The sequence below is a fragment of the Devosia sp. ZB163 genome, from assembly GCF_028613635.1.
GTDB lineage: Bacteria > Pseudomonadota > Alphaproteobacteria > Rhizobiales > Devosiaceae > Devosia_A.
This window is the reverse complement of sequence record NZ_JAQRMY010000002.1, coordinates 853,697-870,432: the sequence shown is the minus strand read 5'-3', so window position 1 is coordinate 870,432 and position 16,736 is coordinate 853,697. Positions and strand designations below refer to the sequence as shown.

Sequence of the window (16,736 nt, the reverse complement as noted above, 5' to 3'; positions counted from 1 at the left end):
GTGGTCATTTGTCTTCTCCGATGTCTTCGCCGGCCCAGTAGTCGAGTGAAGCGTCCGCTCCGCCGATGCGGTCGAACAGCCTCGTTCCGTCCTTGAGCCGGCTGAAGGCTGCAAACTTGTTCGAGTCCGGGTATTCGACCACTTCGCTCTGCGCCTTGGTCGAAACCCCGTAGTAGCGGAGCGTCACCGCTCCTGTGTTGATGATCTGATGCGCCACATCGCGGCCGCCAGCAGGAGCGCCAAGCACATCGCCCGCCTTGATCGGGTAGCTCTCGGCGCCGAAGCGATAGGTCCCCTCACTCTCGAGCACGATGAACAGCTCATCCTCGATGTGGTGGTTGTGGTAGGGGCAACCGGTCTTGCCGGGGGGCACCTCGTTGTAGCTGATGCCCATCCCGGTCATGCCGATCTGGCGGCCGAACGAGGCATCGGTCGAAGCGTACTTCGAGCCCTTGGTCCAGGTCTCCAGCGCCAGGTCCGCAATGTTGATCACCGGCTTGGTCATTGCGCGCCCTCGGTGTCTTCGCCGTCCCAGTAGCCGAACGGCGTCAGCTTGCCAGCCGTGCTGAAGATCGACATTGGCTCCTTGTCGTTGCCGTGTGCGATATCGACCGCAATTCGCCCGCTGTCGGGATACTCGGTCACATCCGCCCGGCCATGATTGGCGAAGGCGATATAGCGCAGCTCGGCATCGCTGCTGTTGATGATCTGGTGCGCCTCGCCACCGGCCGGCGCCCCGATGCAGTCGCCCGCCTTGATCGGCAGCCGCTGGTCGCCCACCCGATACGTCCCGGTCCCCGAGACGATGAAGAACAGCTCATCGTTCCCGTGATGCCGGTGATACGGCCAAGCAGTCTTGCCGGCCGGCACGACATGCAGGGTCGCACCGATCTGGTCGGTGCCGACGGCCGCGTCGATGTCGTGCAGCCCCACCTCAAAACGCTTCCCGACCTTGAGCCAGTTGAGCTCAAGGTCGGCAACGTTGACGATGTAGCGGGGCGAAGACGTCATCAGCCGACGCTGCCCTCGAGCGAGATCGAGATCAGCTTCTGCGTCTCGACCATGAACTCCATAGGCAGGTGCTGCAGCACGTCGCGGACGAAGCCGTTGACGATCAGCGCTACCGCTTCCTCTTCGGAGAGGCCGCGCTGCATGCAGTAGAACATCTGGTCGTCGGAGATCTTGGATGTCGTCGCCTCGTGCTCAAACACGGCCGTAGCGTTGCGGCTCTCGATGTAAGGCACCGTGTGCGCACCGCACTTGTCACCGATCAGCAGGCTGTCGCACTGGGTGAAGTTGCGCGCGCCCTTGGCCTTGGCATGGGCAGAGACCTGCCCGCGATAGGTGTTGTCCGAGTAGCCTGCCGCGATGCCCTTGGAGATGATCCGGCTCGTGGTGTTCTTGCCCAGGTGCAGCATCTTGGTGCCGCTGTCGACCTGCTGATAGCCGTTCGAAATGGCGATCGAGTAGAACTCGCCCGACGAGTTGTCGCCGCGCAGGATGCAGGAGGGGTACTTCCAGGTGATCGCGGAGCCGGTTTCCACCTGCGTCCAGCTGATCTTGGAGTTGTCGCCACGACAGTCGCCACGCTTGGTGACGAAGTTGTAGACGCCGCCCTTGCCGTCCTTGTCGCCCGGGAACCAGTTCTGGACAGTCGAGTACTTGATCTCGGCGTCCTTCATCGCGACGAGCTCGACCACCGCCGCATGCAGCTGGTGCTCGGCGCGAGCCGGAGCCGTGCAACCTTCGAGGTAGCTGACGTAAGCGCCCTCGTCGGCGATCAGCAGCGTGCGCTCAAACTGGCCGGTCTTGGCCTCGTTGATGCGGAAATAGGTCGAGAGCTCCATCGGGCAGCGGACGCCCTTGGGGATGTAGCAGAACGACCCGTCGGTGAAGACGGCCGAGTTCAGCGTCGCGTAGTAGTTGTCGGACACAGGCACGACCGAGCCGAGGTACTGCTTCACCAGGTCCGGGTACTCGCGGATCGCCTCGGAGATCGAGCAGAAGATGATGCCCATTTTCTCGAGCTCGGCGCGGAAGGTCGTCGCAACCGAGACGGAATCGATCACCGCATCCACGGCCACCCTGGGCTGCTCGACGCCGGCGAGGAGCTCGCGCTCCCGCAGCGGCACGCCCAGTTTCTCGTACATCTCGAGCAGGGCGGGATCGACCTCGTCGAGCGACTTGGGCTTATTCGCGCCCTTGGGGGCCGCGTAGTAGTACATGTCCTGGAAGTCGATCTTGGGGTACTTCACCTTCGCCCAGGTCGGCTCATCCATGGTCAGCCAGCGGCGATAGGCCTCGAGGCGCCACTCGAGCATCCACTCGGGCTCGTCCTTCTTGGCCGAGATGAAGCGGATCGTGTCCTCGTTCAGGCCCTTGGGGGCCTTCTCGACCTCGATCTGAGTTTCGAACCCGTACTTGTACTTCTCGACATCGAGAGCGAGTACCTTTTCTACGGTATCGTCCTCGATCTCTTCCTTCAAAGTCGGGATATCGTAACGCGCCATCGTCTTCTTCCTATGCTGCGACGCCGTGGCGGGCGCGGTGACGCCCGACGACTTCGCTGAAACCCTTCAGGTAGGCTTCGACGTCCTCGATTGTGGAGGACCAGCCGAAGCTCACCCGCATTGCACACTCGCCGAGCTCTCCCGGCACACCCATCGCCTCGAGCACGTGGCTCGGCCCGACCTTGCCGGACGAGCAGGCTGAACCGGACGAAACGGCGATGCCGCTGAGGTCCAGTCCCATCATTGCCACGGCGCTCTTGAGGCCTGGCACGGCAAAGTTGCTCGTATTGCCGATCCGCTCTGCCTTCTCGCCGAACACGACCAGATCGGGCGCGATCTGCCGCATCCCGTCCTCGGCCACGCGAACCAACTCACTGACATTGGCGTGGTAGAAGCGTTCCGCGAACACTTCCGCGGCCGCCCCGAACCCGGCGATCGCCGCTGCATTCTCAGTGCCGCCGCGTCGCCCCGTTTCCTGGCCGCCGCCCGGGATCAACCGAACCTGATCGGCATGCCCTTTCATGAGCAGCGCCGCTGCTCCGGCCGGGCCACCGATCTTGTGACCGCTGACAGCCATCATATCGGGTGCGCGCGAGGCAAATTCCAGCGCCACCTTGCCGAAAGCCTGTACGGCATCGACGAAGAGATAGTGCGGGCTCGGCCCAACCATGACCTCGATGCGGTCCACCGGCTGGATTACGCCGGTCTCGTTGTTGACGAGGTGGACCGCCACCAGCAAGCGCATCCCCACGAGGTCCGCTGCGGCGATGGCCGAAGCGAGTTCCTCGATCTTGATGTAGCCGTCCGCGTCGAGGCCCACCTTCTTGACCGGCAGACCCGTCGCTTCGGCGGCCTTGAGCACCGCCGCGTGCTCGCCGGCGGAGACCACGATAGCGTCGACGCCGAAAGCCTTGGCGCCTCCAACGATGGCTTGGGTGATGGCCTCGGTAGCGGAACTCGTGAAGACGACCTGGTCGCGCTCGGCGCCGGCAAGGGCGGCCACCTGGGCACGCGCCTTGTCGATCGCGGCACGCAGCGCCCTGCCCTGGGCGTGGACGGACGAGGGGTTGCCCACGAGGTCCAGGGCACCAATATGAGCAGCCCGAGCCTCCGGCAACATCGGTGCCGACGCATTGTGATCGAGATAGATCGACTGTCGCGTCATGAGTCCAGGGGCTCGCTCATCTGCTTCGAATAGCTGCCTGCGACGCCGAGGCGCTCGCTGGAGCCCGAAACAATTCTTGAAATCGGGCGCTCACTTTCTCTACAAGGAGCGCTCACCAGCAACCGGAAGCGGTTGGAAGACCAACTGCCGCCTTTCGAAAAACCAGTTTAGAATAATTCGAAACTGGACATTTCCGCCCATGTTTTAGGCAGCGGCAGACCATTCGTCAAGCCGAGAGACCGGCGCGCGCGCGAGGTATGAGCCACGCGCATGAAGACTGGGCGGGGCCCAAGGAAACGACCTATGCCAGAAGTCATCTTCAACGGACCTGAAGGCCGCCTCGAGGGGCGGTACCAGCAGGGCAAGGACCCCAACGCACCGATCGCTATCGTGCTGCATCCGCATCCGCAGTTCGGCGGCACGATGAACAACCAGATCGTCTACAACCTGTTCTACATGTTCGCCCAGCGCGGCTTCTCCGTGCTGCGCTTCAATTCGCGCGGCGTCGGCCGCAGCCAGGGCATGTTCGACCACGGCATCGGCGAGCTCTCCGATGCGGCTGCCGCCCTCGACTGGCTGCAGAGCCTCAACCGCGAGTCGCGCGGCTGCTGGATCGCCGGCTTCTCGTTCGGCGCCTGGATCGGCATGCAGTTGCTGATGCGCCGCCCTGAGGTCGAGGGCTTCATCTCGGTGAGCCCGCCCGAGAACCTCTACGACTTCTCCTTCCTCGCCCCCTGCCCGTCCTCGGGCCTGATCATCCATGGCGACAAGGACCGCGTGGCGCCGCCGCAGTCGGTGCAGAAGCTGGTCGACAAGCTGAAGACGCAGAAGGGCATCACCATCGAGCAGCAGCAGGTCGAGGGCGCCAACCACTTCTACGAGGGCAAGATCGACGAACTCACCGAGCGCTGCGCCGACTATCTTGACCGGCGCCGCGCGGAAATCGCGGCGGGCAAGGGGCGCTAGCCATACGCCCCGGACCTCCTCCTTCGGAAGGCTCGGGATGAGGTCCTCATGGGGGCTGCGCGCCCTCATGACGAGCCGGTCGATTACATAGGGCAAGCCGATGGCCGCCAAGTTCAAGTCCGATTTCCTGAACGTCCTCGATCAGCGAGGCTTCATCCACCAGATCTCCGATCCCGAGGGCCTTGACGCCCTCGCGGCAAAGGAGCGGATCACCGGCTACGTCGGCTATGACGCCACGGCGACCAGCATCCACATCGGCAACCTGATCACGGTGACGATGCTCTACTGGCTGCAGGAAACCGGCCACCGCCCGATCAGCCTGATGGGCGGCGGCACCTCCATGGTCGGCGATCCCTCGTTCCGCGATGACCAGCGGAGCCTGCTCAGCGTCGAGAAGATCAACACCAACATCGAAAGCATCAAGAAGGTCTACAGCCGTATCCTGCGCTATGGCGACGGCCCGACGGATGCCGTCATGGTCAACAATGCCGACTGGCTGCTGAAGCTCAACTATGTCGAGTTCCTGCGCGACGTCGGCCGCTTCTTCTCGGTCAACCGCATGCTGAGCTTCGACTCGGTGAAGCTGCGGCTCGATCGCGAGCAGTCGTTGAGCTTCCTCGAGTTCAACTACATGATCATGCAGGGCTACGACTTCACGGAGCTGAACCGGCGCTACGGCACGGTGCTGCAGATGGGTGGCTCCGACCAGTGGGGCAACATCATCAACGGCGTCGACCTCAGCCACCGGATGGGCGGCCCGCAGCTCTATGCACTGACCACGCCGCTGCTCACCAAGGCCTCCGGAGAGAAGATGGGCAAATCGGCCTCCGGCGCCGTCTGGCTTAACGGCGAGCTCTTCAGCCCCTACGATTTCTGGCAGTACTTCCGGAACACCGAGGACGCTGACGTCGCGAAGTTCCTCAAGATCTTCACGCGCCTACCGCTCGACGAGATTGCCAAGCTCGACGCGCTCGGCGGCTCCGAGCTCAATGAGGCCAAGAAAATCCTCGCCACCGAGGTGACCGCGATCGTCCACGGACGGGAAGCGGCCGAGCAGTCGGCAGCAACTGCGGCAGCCACCTTCGAGGCAGGTGCTCTGGATCTGTCCCTGCCCACCGTCGAGGTCCCGAAGTCTGATCTCAATGCCGGCGTTGGTCTCCTAGCCGCACTGGTGACGGCCGGCCTCGCCGCTTCGAACGGCGAAGCCCGCCGTCTCGTTCAGTCGGGTGCGGTGAAGGTCAACGACGAAGCGACCGCCGACGACCGCGCCTCGCTGGGTTCGGCCGCCGTTCTGCCCGAGGGCGTGATCAAGCTCTCCGTCGGAAAGAAGAAGCACGCCCTCCTGAAGCCGGTCTGACCGGCTTCAGCGGGTCACCAGCACGGGGATCGAGGTGTGCGCCAGCACGTTGCTGGTCTGGCTGCCGAGTAGCAGCCGGCCCAACCCTCGGCGTCCGTGCGAGCCCATGACGATCAGGTCGGCCGCACTGGTGACGGCCGTCGTGATGATCCCTTCGGCAGGGAAACTGTCGTTCACGTAGACGGACTTGGCGTCGATCCCGGCGGCGGCGGCCGTCTGGACTGCCTTGTCGAGCAGACCACGCGCCGCGGATTCCTGTGCTTCCAACAGTTCCGGAACAGGGTCGAATGCGGTGCCGGCAATGGTGGCATAGCCGCCCCCGACCAGTGCCGCCGGTTCTGTCACCGTGACGATCGTCAGCCTGGAGCCGAGCGCCTTGGCGAGCCCCAGTGCGTGATCCAGCGCGCGCGCGGCGAGTTCCGAGCCATCGGTTGCGACGAGAATATGTGCATACATTTCAATTGCCTCCAGACGTCATGTGGAGATGCTACCCGGCGGTGCCAACCACCGGATTGATCGAAATCAACGCACTTTATTCGACCCGCGGAATTTCCTTGGCACGGTACTCGAACATGCGGCGGAAGGCACCGGGCACCAGGGCCGACATCGGGTTGATCTTGAAGTCCGGCTTGTCGAGCGGCCCACGGACGGCGAACGTCACGCCGTAGAGCCCTTCGCCCTCGCGGCCAGCGAGTGGGCCGAGCAGCTTGGCGAAGGCATTGTTGAGCCCGAACAGCGGCACGTAGGTCCCCGTCAGGTCGAACTGGCGCTGGTCGGTGTAGATGAAGCCGCGCACTGTCCCGCCCACAGTCGACCCGGCCAGCACCGCATCGGAAATTTCGACGCGATCCTTGCGGCGGATGAAGTCGGCCTCGGCACTCCGGAACTCGAGCTTGTTCGAGCGGGCGATCATCTGCCGCGACTCGCTGTGATTCCCAAGGATCTGTGCGACGTTTTCCTCATTGACGAAGGCAAAGTTGCGCAGGGTGAATTGGCCCTGATCGATCTTTTGGTCCTTGAGGGTCTCGACCACGAGACTGCCCTGCCCGCCCTCGACGTTGGGATAGACATTCATCAACCGCAGGAGGGTTCCCAGGTCGTTGAACGCGACCGACATCACCCTGCCATCCGGCGTCGGGTTAGTGGTGACCGACACGTTGCGGTTGCCACCCAGATTCGCCTGGAGGTTCACGCGCTGCAGGTCTGCGCCGCGAAGGACGAGGTCCAGGTTCACGTTGAATGCGGTGGTCTTGTAGAAGCCCAACGCACGCTTGAGTTCGAGATCGACGGCGATGGTCTGGTTTATCGCTGTTGCCTGCGGCCCACCGGTGGAATCGCCGGACAGGCTGAAAAAGCGCTGCAGCATGGGCTTGAGGTCGAGCTGCTCGCCGCGCAGCCGCACCTCGTAGCCGTTGTTGATCGGGGTCAGCGAGATCTGAGCCTGATCGCCGGGGCTCAGCGCGAAGTTGCTGAACTCGGCTGACTGGAGGCCCTTCTTGACGTCGACGCCGAGGCTGCCTTCAAGCTTCACGTCATCAAAGGCCACGTCCAGCTTGCTGACGTCGACCACGTCGCCGGTCTGCTTGATGTTGGCCTGCGCGATACCCGCAACGCCGCGCGCCTTGCTGATGCCGAGATCCTTGATCGCCAGGCTCGCATCCTTGAGGTCGGCGGCAAGCTGAATGCTGCCATCCGGCTGTGGCCGTGCTTCCACGGTCAACGGACCGTCGAGGAACTGGGAGGCGTCGAAGCCGAGCTTTGCGAAGGCGTTCGAATCGACCTTGGCGCGCAGAACCAGGTCCGGAGCCTTCGGATCCAGCTTGCCTGTCGCCTCGACCTCCGCCGATACCCCGTCGAACTCGGTCGTCCCACCGACACTGAACCCGGCCTGCGTCACGCGGAACGCCAGTTGCCCATCGCTGAGCGTATGCCCTTCAATCGGCGACGACGTGCCCAAGTCCTGAACCGCGCCGTTCACCACGTAGTCGATGCTGCGTGGCTCGTTGGTCGCCTTGTCCGTGACGATGGTCGCGACCAGCCCCAGGGACAGTTGCCCCTGCAGGATGTCGAGGTTGATCGGCAGCGCCACCTGGCCCAGCGCATCCGGCTGATGCTTCTTGGTCCAGGCGATCAGCGCAGGAATGCCACCCTTCAGGTCGCCGGAAATCTCGTAGACGGCCTCGGTATCGCTATTGGCCCCGATGATGAAGGCGGCATTGGTGATGTCGACGTTGCCCTGTGGCGTAGGGATGCTGGCGCCGTCTGCCGACATGGTGATGTCGGTGTCGCGCATGGTCAGCTTCATCTCGCCGTCGATGGCGATCGGCTCCATCGTCTCGAGCGCCTTGATCTGGACGCCCACGCCCGTGATGTCGATCGACATCGAGTTCTTGGGCAGCGGCTTGTTCTCGCCCGGCTCCCCGAGCGACCCGATGGGGAACGAGTAGCGCATGGACGAGGTCTTGATGCGCCCGCCCACCACGTTCTTGACGAACCAGTCCCGCGACTCGGACGCGAGGAAGGCGGGCCACAGGCGCTTCAGATCGTCCGCCGTCAGTCCGTCGCCGGCGATGTTCATCTCGAAGCCGGTGCCGCGCCGCACCATGTCGATGCGGCCGGTCGAGACAAGGCGGCTGCCATCGGCCTTTTTTGCCTCGAACTGATCGATGCCGGTCGCCCCGTAGAGCGGTGCCGACCAGCCCTGGAAATTGACTTCGCTGAACGGCTCGGCGGGTGCGCCCAGTTCGTTGTGGATGGCAACGTCGCGAGCCGCGACCTTCATCCCCACGGTCGGACCGTAGAGCGGATCGAGGCCGAGCTTGAACACGCCGCTGACATAGCCCGTGCTGCCGGCGACGCTGACCTGCGTCTCGTCCATGGTGAACTGGCCGATCGCCGGCTCCCACTTCACCTCGGCGATCGAGGTTGCGATGGGGAAGTACTCGCCGTTGACGCGCACATCCATGCCTGTGGCGTCGATGTGGAACACCCCGTCAGTGATCTTGCTCTCGCGCGTGAAGCCGACGTCGATCGACACGGACGCGGTTCCGACCACGGCGATCGCAGTTTCCTGCTCACCGACGAAGGGGGCGAAGGCGCCAGGGTCTAGATTGGTGATCGAGGCCTTCATCCGTGCGGAGCCGTCGGGCTGCTCGATCCACTCGAGAATGCCGTTCATAACCGATCCGCCGATCTCGGCCGAGAACTGGCCGGACGCCGTCTTGGCATCGGCGCTCGGAGCGATGTCGATGGTGATGTCGGTGAAGTGCCGGAGGACGCCGTACAGGGCGTCGTTCATGTCCAGCTTGCCCTCGCGCATGACGAGGCGGGAGAAGGTCCCGAGCTTCGCCTGCTGGACGATGCCGGCGATACCCTGCGCGGCGGCCTCGAGGTTGTAGACCAGCCAGTCGTTGTCCGACCGCATGCCGCCGTTCGGGACTTCGCCCCGCACGTCCACGCCATCCGACGAGAGGTTCACCTCGGGGAAGGTGTCCTGCCCTTCGATGATGCGCACGGTGCGCTCGCCGTTGGGCTCGTCGACATATTCGAACTTGGCAAGGCGCGGCCCGAAGAGGTCCTGGTTGACCTGCAGGTGCGCGCCCACGACCGTAACGCTCGCGGCCGGCTGGCCGATGAGCATGCGGATGGGCGAGAAGCCGACTTCGAGCGCCTCCATGCTGACGCTGCCGCCACTCTTCACGTCGGTATAGGTGACAGGCTTGAACTGGATCACCGGCCAGATGAAGCCCTCGAGCGCCAAGGCCATGTCGCCGAGCTCGAGCTGGCTGCCCGCCGGCATCGAGGCCAGCACGGCATTGCGCACCTGGGAGTTCAACAGCGGCAATGGAACTGGGGTAACTAGCAGGACGAGGTAGAGAACGACGAGCAGCGCAACAGGCGCGGCCACTGCCGCCGCCGCAACCCGACCCAGGATGCGCCATGCCGAGCGCTTGCGGAGCTGACCAGGGACTGGAGTAGGTTTCACTGCTTTCCGGACTTGAGAATGCTCGCCTTGCCGCCCTATCCTAGAATCAAACCGAGCCGGCGTTCACTGCCTGATGATACCGGCTGCAATATGGCACTAACACCCCTTGGCGGCGCAGTTTTCCGGCGCTGTCGTGAACTTTGCGCGTCGACATTGTGACATTCCCCGCCCCCGGCACGCCTGCTCCCGATTTCGAGCTCGTCACTGACAGGTACGAGAAATTTCGACTGTCCAGCCAGCGCGGTCATCCGGTGGTCATCTACTTCTACCCGCAGGACGACACCCAAGGCTGTACGTTCGAGAGCATCGAGTTCACCGCCCAGATGCCTGCCTTTCGGGAACTTGGTGCCGTCGTCATCGGCATCTCGCCGGACAGCGTCGAGAAGCACTGCTCCTTCCGCGACAAATACAACCTCGGCGTCACCCTGGCCGCAGATCCAGACCGCAAGGCGATCGAGGCCTATGGGGTGTGGCAGCTCAAGAAGATGTTCGGCGTCGAGTTCATGGGCGTGAAGCGCGTCACCATCCTCGTGGATCCTGAGGGCAAGGTAGCCGAGGTCTTCCACGCCACGCGAATCAAGGGCCATGCCGAAAAGGTCCTGGCCGCCACACGCGCCCTGGTTGAGCGCCAGGACAGCCCGGCACGGGGCCGCAAGCGCGGCTGAAGCCCCCCACGTCGCCGGCTTTTCTGCGTTTGTTAACCTTAACCGATCATGCTCCGGATGGGTAAGTAACGACCGGAGTAGCTGTGCGTTCTAATGCGAATGGGGTGCAGCCGACCTCGAAGGTCTTCGGCTCTCCGCCCAGAAGGGCGTCAGCACAGCCTAGCGCTGGCATACGTCCGTGGTTTTTCTACCTGACCTTCGCCGCCCTCGTCGGCACAAACGCTCTCATGGCAGTCGGGCTGCTTATGTCGTCCGACATCTCAGCGCTTGTCGAGGGCCGCAAGGATCAGGTTCTGTCCGCCTACGAAGACCGGATCGTGCAACTGCGTATGGAGGTCGATCGCCTCCATTCGCGCCAGTTTGCCCAGGTCGGCGACATCAACCTGCAACTCCAGGAACTAACCCAGCAGCAGGAAGTCCTGCTCGAACAGCATCAGCTCGTCCGCCAGCTCGCCCAGAAGGCCTCCGAACTCGGCCTCGATCCGATCGAGACGTCGGATCAGCCGCCTGTTGCAGCCGTCGTGCCCGTCGCCAGGGGAAGCGGCGACCTCGCTGAAGTAGGTTCCTCGATGGCAGCGATGATGGACGAGAGCCGTCTCGCCCTCCTGGCGCTGTCGGAGTCGGCGGAGGAGTCGACCGAAACGATCCTGGACGCACTATCCGGCCTCGGCATCAGGCCCGATATGCCAGACCTGACGAATGGCGTCGGCGGCCCCCTTCTCGCCGCGGTCGATAGCGCCGGCGATTCAGATGGACTGGTCGATCATGCCAACGAGGCATATCTCGCCCTGGCCCGTTTCAAGGCCGCGAAGAGTGCAATCGACGTCGCTCCGATCCACCGGCCCATGGACGGACTGGTGGGCATGAGTTCGAGCTTCGGCAACCGCAAGGATCCATTCACGGGGGGCCGCGCCTTTCACTCCGGCCTCGACTTCCCTGCCGCCAAGGGAACGGTCGTACTCAGCGCGGGGTATGGCAAGGTGACCTTTGTCGGGGAACGTCCCGGTTACGGGAATACGGTCGAGATCACCCACGGCACGGGCCTCGTCACACGCTACGGTCACCTAAGCGCGTTCATCGCGTCCCAAGGTGACATCGTGAATGCCGGTACACCCATCGCACGGGTGGGATCCACCGGCCGGTCCACCGGACCCCATCTCCATTTCGAGGTCCGCCGCAAGGATGTGGCCGTCGATCCCGGCAAGTATCTAGCCGTCGGCAAGCGCCTCGCTCGCTTCCTCGGCGCGTGAGGCGTGCACCGAAGCAACGTCCCGAGCAAATCAGCCATGCATAAGCGCAAGGCCGGGTGGTTGTTCTGGTTTTTCGTTTCCGGCGGGTTTAGGGTCCCGGCGCAATGCTGATGACTTCAGATATTCCGACGATGCTGCGTCTCCACCGCGCGATGTTTCTTGCGCGTGAGATTGACCGTGTCGAACAGGACCTCGTGAAGCAGGGCCTCGCCCACTTCCATGTATCGGGCGCCGGCCACGAGTCGACGGCACTTGTCGCCGACTATCTCGGTCCCGAGGACTGGTTGCACCTGCACTATCGCGACAAGGCCCTCCTGGTTGCGCGCGGCCTGCCCCTCGTCGAGTTCTTCCGCAGCCTTCTGGCTACCGGGCCCTCGCATTCGGCCGGACGGCAGATGAGCGCGCACTACTCCGCGCGGGACCTCAACGTCGCCTCGATGGTCGGTCCTGTCGGCAACAATGCGCTGCATGCCGTCGGCAACGCGCAGGCCGTGAAGTTCCATCCGGATGCACCGGTGGTGATCTGCTGTGTCGGCGACGGCACAACCCAGCAGGGTGAGTTCCTCGAGGCGGTTGCCGAGGCGGTCCGCACCGAGGCGCCGGTGGTCTTCGTCATCCAGAACAACAACTGGGCCATCTCAACCAAGACTCCTGGGCAGACGTTCTTCGACCTGCCGGGCGGGCCGGCCGACAGCTTCCTCGGACTGCCGATTCGTCGAGTTGACGGCTACGATCTGGGCGCGACGCGCTCCGTGTTCGAAGCTGCGGTGACGCATACGCGCGCCACGCGCGGCCCCTCGCTGATCCTGATGGAGCTCGAGCGGCTCTCAGATCACACCAATGCCGACGATCAGGCGCTCTATCGCACCGCCGAGGACCTGAGTTCCGGCCGGACGCGTGATCCACTCGAAGCCATCCGACAGTCCCTGCGCCAGTCGCAGATGGGTGACACGGCCCTCGCGCAGCTCGAAACGAGCCTGATCGCGGAAGTCGCGGCTTCGGTGGCTGAGGCGCGTGGCGAGCCCGTGCCGGAGACGGCCGGGTCGGCCAAGGCGCCCTACCCGGCTGCCTTCGCCCAGGCCAAGGAGTATCGCGGCGACGTCAAGGCGCCCAGCCTGACGATGCGCGAGGCTCTCAACCGGGTGCTGCGCGAGCAGCTTGCCGCCAATCGCGACGTCTACCTCCTCGGCCAGGACATCGAGGACCCCAAGGGTGACGTGTTTGGCGTCACCAAGGGCCTCTCTACAGCGTTCCCTGGCCGCGTCCGGAACGCGCCCCTGTCGGAATCGACCATAGTCGGCACTTCGGTCGGTCGCGCGCTCGTCGGCCAGCGACCCGTTGCCTTCATCCAGTTCGCCGACTTTCTGCCGCTCGGGTTCAACCAGATCATCTCCGAGCTCGGCTCGATGTTCTGGCGCACCAACGGAGCCTGGCAGACGCCAGTGATCCTCATGGTCAGCTGCGGCGGATACAAAGCCGGCCTCGGCCCGTTCCATGCCCAGACGCTCGAATCGATCCTCGCGCATATTCCCGGCATCGACGTCGTCATGCCGTCGAGCGCCGGAGACGCAGCGGGCCTGCTCAACGCAGCGTTCGAAAGCCGCCGCCCTACGGTCTTCCTCTATCCCAAGAGCGCCCTGAACCTCTCCGATCGCCGGACCTCCGACGATGTGGAGGGGCACTTTGTAGCGCCCGGCAAGGCGCGCACCGTTCGTCAGGGCAACGACCTGACGCTGGTCACCTGGGGCAATCCGCTGGCCCAGTCGTTGCTCGCCGCTGGGACCCTGTCCGACGCGGGAGCAGAGATCGACCTGATCGACCTGCGCTCCATCTCGCCCTGGGACGAGGAGGCGGTTCTCCGCTCGGTCCGCCGCACCAGGCGTCTGCTGGTCGTGCACGAGGACAACCACACGGCCGGCTTCGGCGCGGAGGTGATGGCCACGGTCATGGAGAAGGCCGGCGTCGTCGTGGCGGCAAAGCGAGTCACCCGCGACGATATCCACGTGCCGTTCCAGTTCGAGCGGCAGATCGATACCCTGCCCTCCTATCGTCGGATCATGGAAGCAGCTGCCGCGCTGCTCGAGTTTGACCTCGAGTGGGAGGCACCTAAGGCCGAAACCGGCCCGGCCGCGGTCGCTGCGATCGGGTCTGGCCCGGCCGACGACGAAGTCGAGATTGTCGAGCTGCTCGTAAAACCGGGCGACGTTATCAAGACCGGCGATCTCGTCGCCGTCGTCGAGGCCACCAAGGCGGCCGTCGACGTCCAGGCCACTGTTTCGGGCAAGGTTCTGTCCATTCCGGTCGAGCTGAAGCAGAAGGTTGCCGTCGGCGCGCCGCTGATCTTCGTCGAGGCAGACGCTTCAGTGGCCAGACAGCAGGTGACGGTCACCTCGGAGCGCATCGACAAGGCTATCCTTAGGCGCCACAGCAGTGCTGCCGCCGCACCTGTCACTATCGGTCGGGCCCAGGTTGCCGTCGGCGTTGCCGGAATTGCCGCGGTGACCGGCGCCCGCAAGGTCAACAACTCGGACCTGCGCGGCAACTGGCAGACCCGCGATGCGGATGACATCGTCAAACTGACCGGCATCGAGAGCCGTCGATGGGTACAGCCAGGCGAGAGCGTTCTCTCGCTCGCTGTCTCGGCCACGAAGAAGCTGCTCGACGAGCAGCAACTGGTGATCCAGGACATCGATCTGGTGATCGCGGCAACCGGCACGCCCGACGTCATCACGCCGTCGCTCGCCTGCCGCGTCGCCGATGCCGTGAGCACCTCCGGACGCACCAGCTTGCCGGCCTATGACATCAACGCCGCCTGCTCGGGGTACCTCTACGCCCTCGCCCAGGCGCGGGACTATGTCACCAACCACCCGTCCGCGCGGGTGCTGGTCGTGACGTCGGAAGTCCTTTCGCCGCTACTCGACCAGAACGACTTCAACACCGCGGTGCTCTTTGCCGATGCGGCCTCGGCCTCCCTCATCCAGGGACCGGACCACGACCCGGCTCCACTCTTCACCTTTGCGCAGCCTACGATTGCCGGCTCTCCCGAATCCGGGGAGTTGCTCAGCGTCCCGCGGGCTGGCGAAGGCTACATCAAGATGAACGGGCGCGAAGTCTTCGCCGATGCTGTCCGCGCCATGACGTCAACGCTGACCTCGGCCTGCGCTGCCGAAGGCATCGCGATGGATGACATCGACCTGATGGTGCCGCATCAGGCCAACCAGCGCATCATCGATGCGATTGCCCGGCGTTCGGGCCGCCCGGCCCATTCGATCATCCGGAACTACGGCAACACCAGTTCCTCGACGATCCCGCTGGCCCTGATCGATGCGCTGCCGACGACCAAACCGGGCGACAAGCTCGGGCTCGTGGCCTTCGGCGGCGGCATCACCTACGCCGCAGCGATCGCGACGGTTCAGTCGCCCCGCTGAGGCGGAATTGTTCCTACCTGTGGAATGCGCTAGTGCAAATGGATCATGCATGCATGTCCATGCCATGATAGGACTTGGTCGTTGCGCGCCGGGTGGCACTAGGCGCGCAATACCTAGATTTCGGACCTTTCTAAGTCGTCGGCCGGTGGAGGGATTCACCGGCCGATCTCTTAGTCTACGTCCGCGACCTTGTCGGCATAGCCGGTGACGCGGGCGGCAAGCGATGCTTCCATGAAATCGTCGAGATCGCCATCGAGCACTGCTGCCGTGTTCGAGGTCTCGTGACCGGTGCGCAGGTCTTTGACCATCTGGTAGGGCTGCAGCACGTAGCTGCGGATCTGATGACCCCAGCCAACGTCGGTCTTGGCCGCAGACTCGGCGTTCGCCGCCTCTTCCCGCTTCTGCAACTCGGCCTCGTACAGTCGCGCCTTCAGCATCGCCATGGCCGTGGCCCGGTTCTTGTGCTGGCTGCGCTCCTGCTGGCAGGCGACGATGATGCCGGTGGGAATGTGCGTGATGCGGATGGCGGAGTCGGTGGTGTTCACGTGCTGGCCGCCGGCGCCGGAGGACCGGTACGTGTCCACCTTGAGGTCGGACTCGTTGATCTCGATGTTGATGGTGTCGTCCACCACCGGATAGACCCAAGCGCTCGAGAAGCTCGTGTGGCGGCGGGCCGCGCTGTCGTACGGCGAGATGCGGACGAGACGATGCACGCCGCTTTCCGTCTTAAGCCAGCCATAGGCATTGTGGCCGGACACTTTCACGGTCGCGGACTTGATGCCGGCTTCTTCGCCGTCATGCATTTCCATGACCTCGACCTTGAACTTCCGCCGCTCGGCCCAGCGCGTGTACATGCGCAGAAGGATGTTGGCCCAGTCCTGGCTTTCGGTGCCACCGGCACCGGAGTGGATTTCGAGGTAGCAGTCGTTGGCGTCGGCCTCACCCGAGAGGAGAGTCTCGACCTGTGCCGAGCGGGCTTCCTTCAGGGTCTCCTGCAAGGCCTGTTCGGCTTCCTTCACGACGTCGGCGTCACCCTCGGCCTCACCCATCTCGATGAGTTCGGAGTTGTCGCGGATCGATGCCTCGAGGCGCTTTACCGCGCCGATCTGGGCGTCCAGCTCATCACGCTGCTGCATGATCGGCCGGGCCTTTTCGGGATCGGCCCAGAAGTTCGGATTCTCCGTACGGGCGTTGAGGTCGTCTAGGCGTGCCTGGGCAGTACCCCAGTCAAAGATGCCTCCTCAGCAGGCTTATGACCTGCTCGATTTCGGCGATGATCTTGGTCGTTTCGGCGCGCATGGCTGTCCTCAATCACATTGATCGCTCATGTAGTTGAGACGAAGGGCCCAATCAACCCGTTCTTCCCCGCGTCACCCTCCCATGGTACGCAGCGAGGCAGATCGACGAGGG

General features: G+C 64.0%; 12 protein-coding genes. 5 read left to right on the top strand and 7 right to left on the bottom strand.

What is annotated here, in order from left to right; all coding sequences use genetic code 11:
* Window positions 1-4: 4 nt before the first annotated feature.
* From PRN20_RS12520 to PRN20_RS12505, 4 genes are read right to left on the bottom strand one after another with little or no spacing between them, the layout of a single operon-like run.
* Complete coding sequence (locus PRN20_RS12520; RefSeq protein WP_273957714.1) at window positions 5-505, bottom strand: cupin domain-containing protein; 501 nt, start codon at window positions 503-505, stop codon at window positions 5-7.
* The gene (locus tag PRN20_RS12515) at window positions 502-1,011 is read right to left on the bottom strand and encodes a cupin domain-containing protein (protein WP_273957713.1); all 510 of its coding nucleotides are present in this window, start codon (window positions 1,009-1,011) and stop codon (window positions 502-504) included. Before PRN20_RS12515 ends, PRN20_RS12520 begins: the two co-directional genes overlap by 4 nt.
* Window positions 1,011-2,510 carry a Fe-S cluster assembly protein SufB gene (gene sufB, locus PRN20_RS12510; protein ID WP_273957712.1) on the bottom strand — a complete coding sequence of 500 codons (1,500 nt, stop codon included), beginning with the start codon at window positions 2,508-2,510 and terminating at the stop codon, window positions 1,011-1,013. Before sufB ends, PRN20_RS12515 begins: the two co-directional genes overlap by 1 nt.
* Before the next feature lie 10 nt (window positions 2,511-2,520).
* Window positions 2,521-3,675, bottom strand: coding sequence for a cysteine desulfurase family protein (locus PRN20_RS12505; protein WP_273957711.1), 1,155 nt, complete (start codon window positions 3,673-3,675; stop codon window positions 2,521-2,523).
* 303 nt (window positions 3,676-3,978) lie between these two features.
* On the opposite strand from PRN20_RS12505, the gene PRN20_RS12500 reads away from it, so the two are divergent.
* Together PRN20_RS12500 and tyrS are read left to right on the top strand one after the other, a co-directional pair.
* Window positions 3,979-4,641, top strand: a complete 663-nt coding sequence (locus PRN20_RS12500; protein WP_273957710.1) for an alpha/beta hydrolase — start codon at window positions 3,979-3,981, stop codon at window positions 4,639-4,641.
* Window positions 4,642-4,741: 100 nt separating this feature from the next.
* The gene (gene tyrS, locus PRN20_RS12495) at window positions 4,742-5,998 is read left to right on the top strand and encodes a tyrosine--tRNA ligase (protein ID WP_273957709.1); all 1,257 of its coding nucleotides are present in this window, start codon (window positions 4,742-4,744) and stop codon (window positions 5,996-5,998) included.
* Between the two features lie 6 nt (window positions 5,999-6,004).
* On the opposite strand, the gene PRN20_RS12490 is transcribed toward tyrS, so the two are convergent.
* Together PRN20_RS12490 and PRN20_RS12485 are read right to left on the bottom strand one after the other, a co-directional pair.
* On the bottom strand, window positions 6,005-6,454 hold the full coding sequence (locus PRN20_RS12490; protein ID WP_273957708.1) for a universal stress protein: 450 nt from the start codon (window positions 6,452-6,454) through the stop codon (window positions 6,005-6,007).
* 76 nt (window positions 6,455-6,530) lie between these two features.
* Window positions 6,531-9,905 carry an AsmA-like C-terminal region-containing protein gene (locus PRN20_RS12485; protein ID WP_273957707.1) on the bottom strand — a complete coding sequence of 1,125 codons (3,375 nt, stop codon included), beginning with the start codon at window positions 9,903-9,905 and terminating at the stop codon, window positions 6,531-6,533.
* A gap of 233 nt (window positions 9,906-10,138) precedes the next feature.
* Here PRN20_RS12485 and PRN20_RS12480 point away from each other — a divergent pair, with 233 nt between their 5' ends.
* The 3 genes from PRN20_RS12480 to PRN20_RS12470 all read left to right on the top strand — a co-directional run bounded on the left by PRN20_RS12480 (window position 10,139) and on the right by PRN20_RS12470 (window position 15,326).
* Window positions 10,139-10,648: a peroxiredoxin gene (locus PRN20_RS12480; protein ID WP_273957705.1), complete on the top strand. Its 510-nt coding sequence runs from the start codon at window positions 10,139-10,141 to the stop codon at window positions 10,646-10,648.
* 245 nt (window positions 10,649-10,893) lie between these two features.
* Window positions 10,894-11,898, top strand: a complete 1,005-nt coding sequence (locus PRN20_RS12475; protein ID WP_273957704.1) for a M23 family metallopeptidase — start codon at window positions 10,894-10,896, stop codon at window positions 11,896-11,898.
* 110 nt (window positions 11,899-12,008) lie between these two features.
* Window positions 12,009-15,326: a beta-ketoacyl-ACP synthase 3 gene (locus PRN20_RS12470; protein ID WP_273957702.1), complete on the top strand. Its 3,318-nt coding sequence runs from the start codon at window positions 12,009-12,011 to the stop codon at window positions 15,324-15,326.
* A 170-nt stretch (window positions 15,327-15,496) separates the two neighbouring features.
* Here the strand turns inward: PRN20_RS12470 and prfB are convergent.
* Window positions 15,497-16,625 (bottom strand): peptide chain release factor 2 gene (prfB, locus tag PRN20_RS12465; protein WP_273957701.1). Its coding sequence is split into 2 segments (ribosomal slippage): window positions 15,497-16,555 and window positions 16,557-16,625, totalling 1,128 coding nucleotides; the frame shifts between segments, so codons are not numbered across the junction.
* Window positions 16,626-16,736 lie beyond the last annotated feature (111 nt).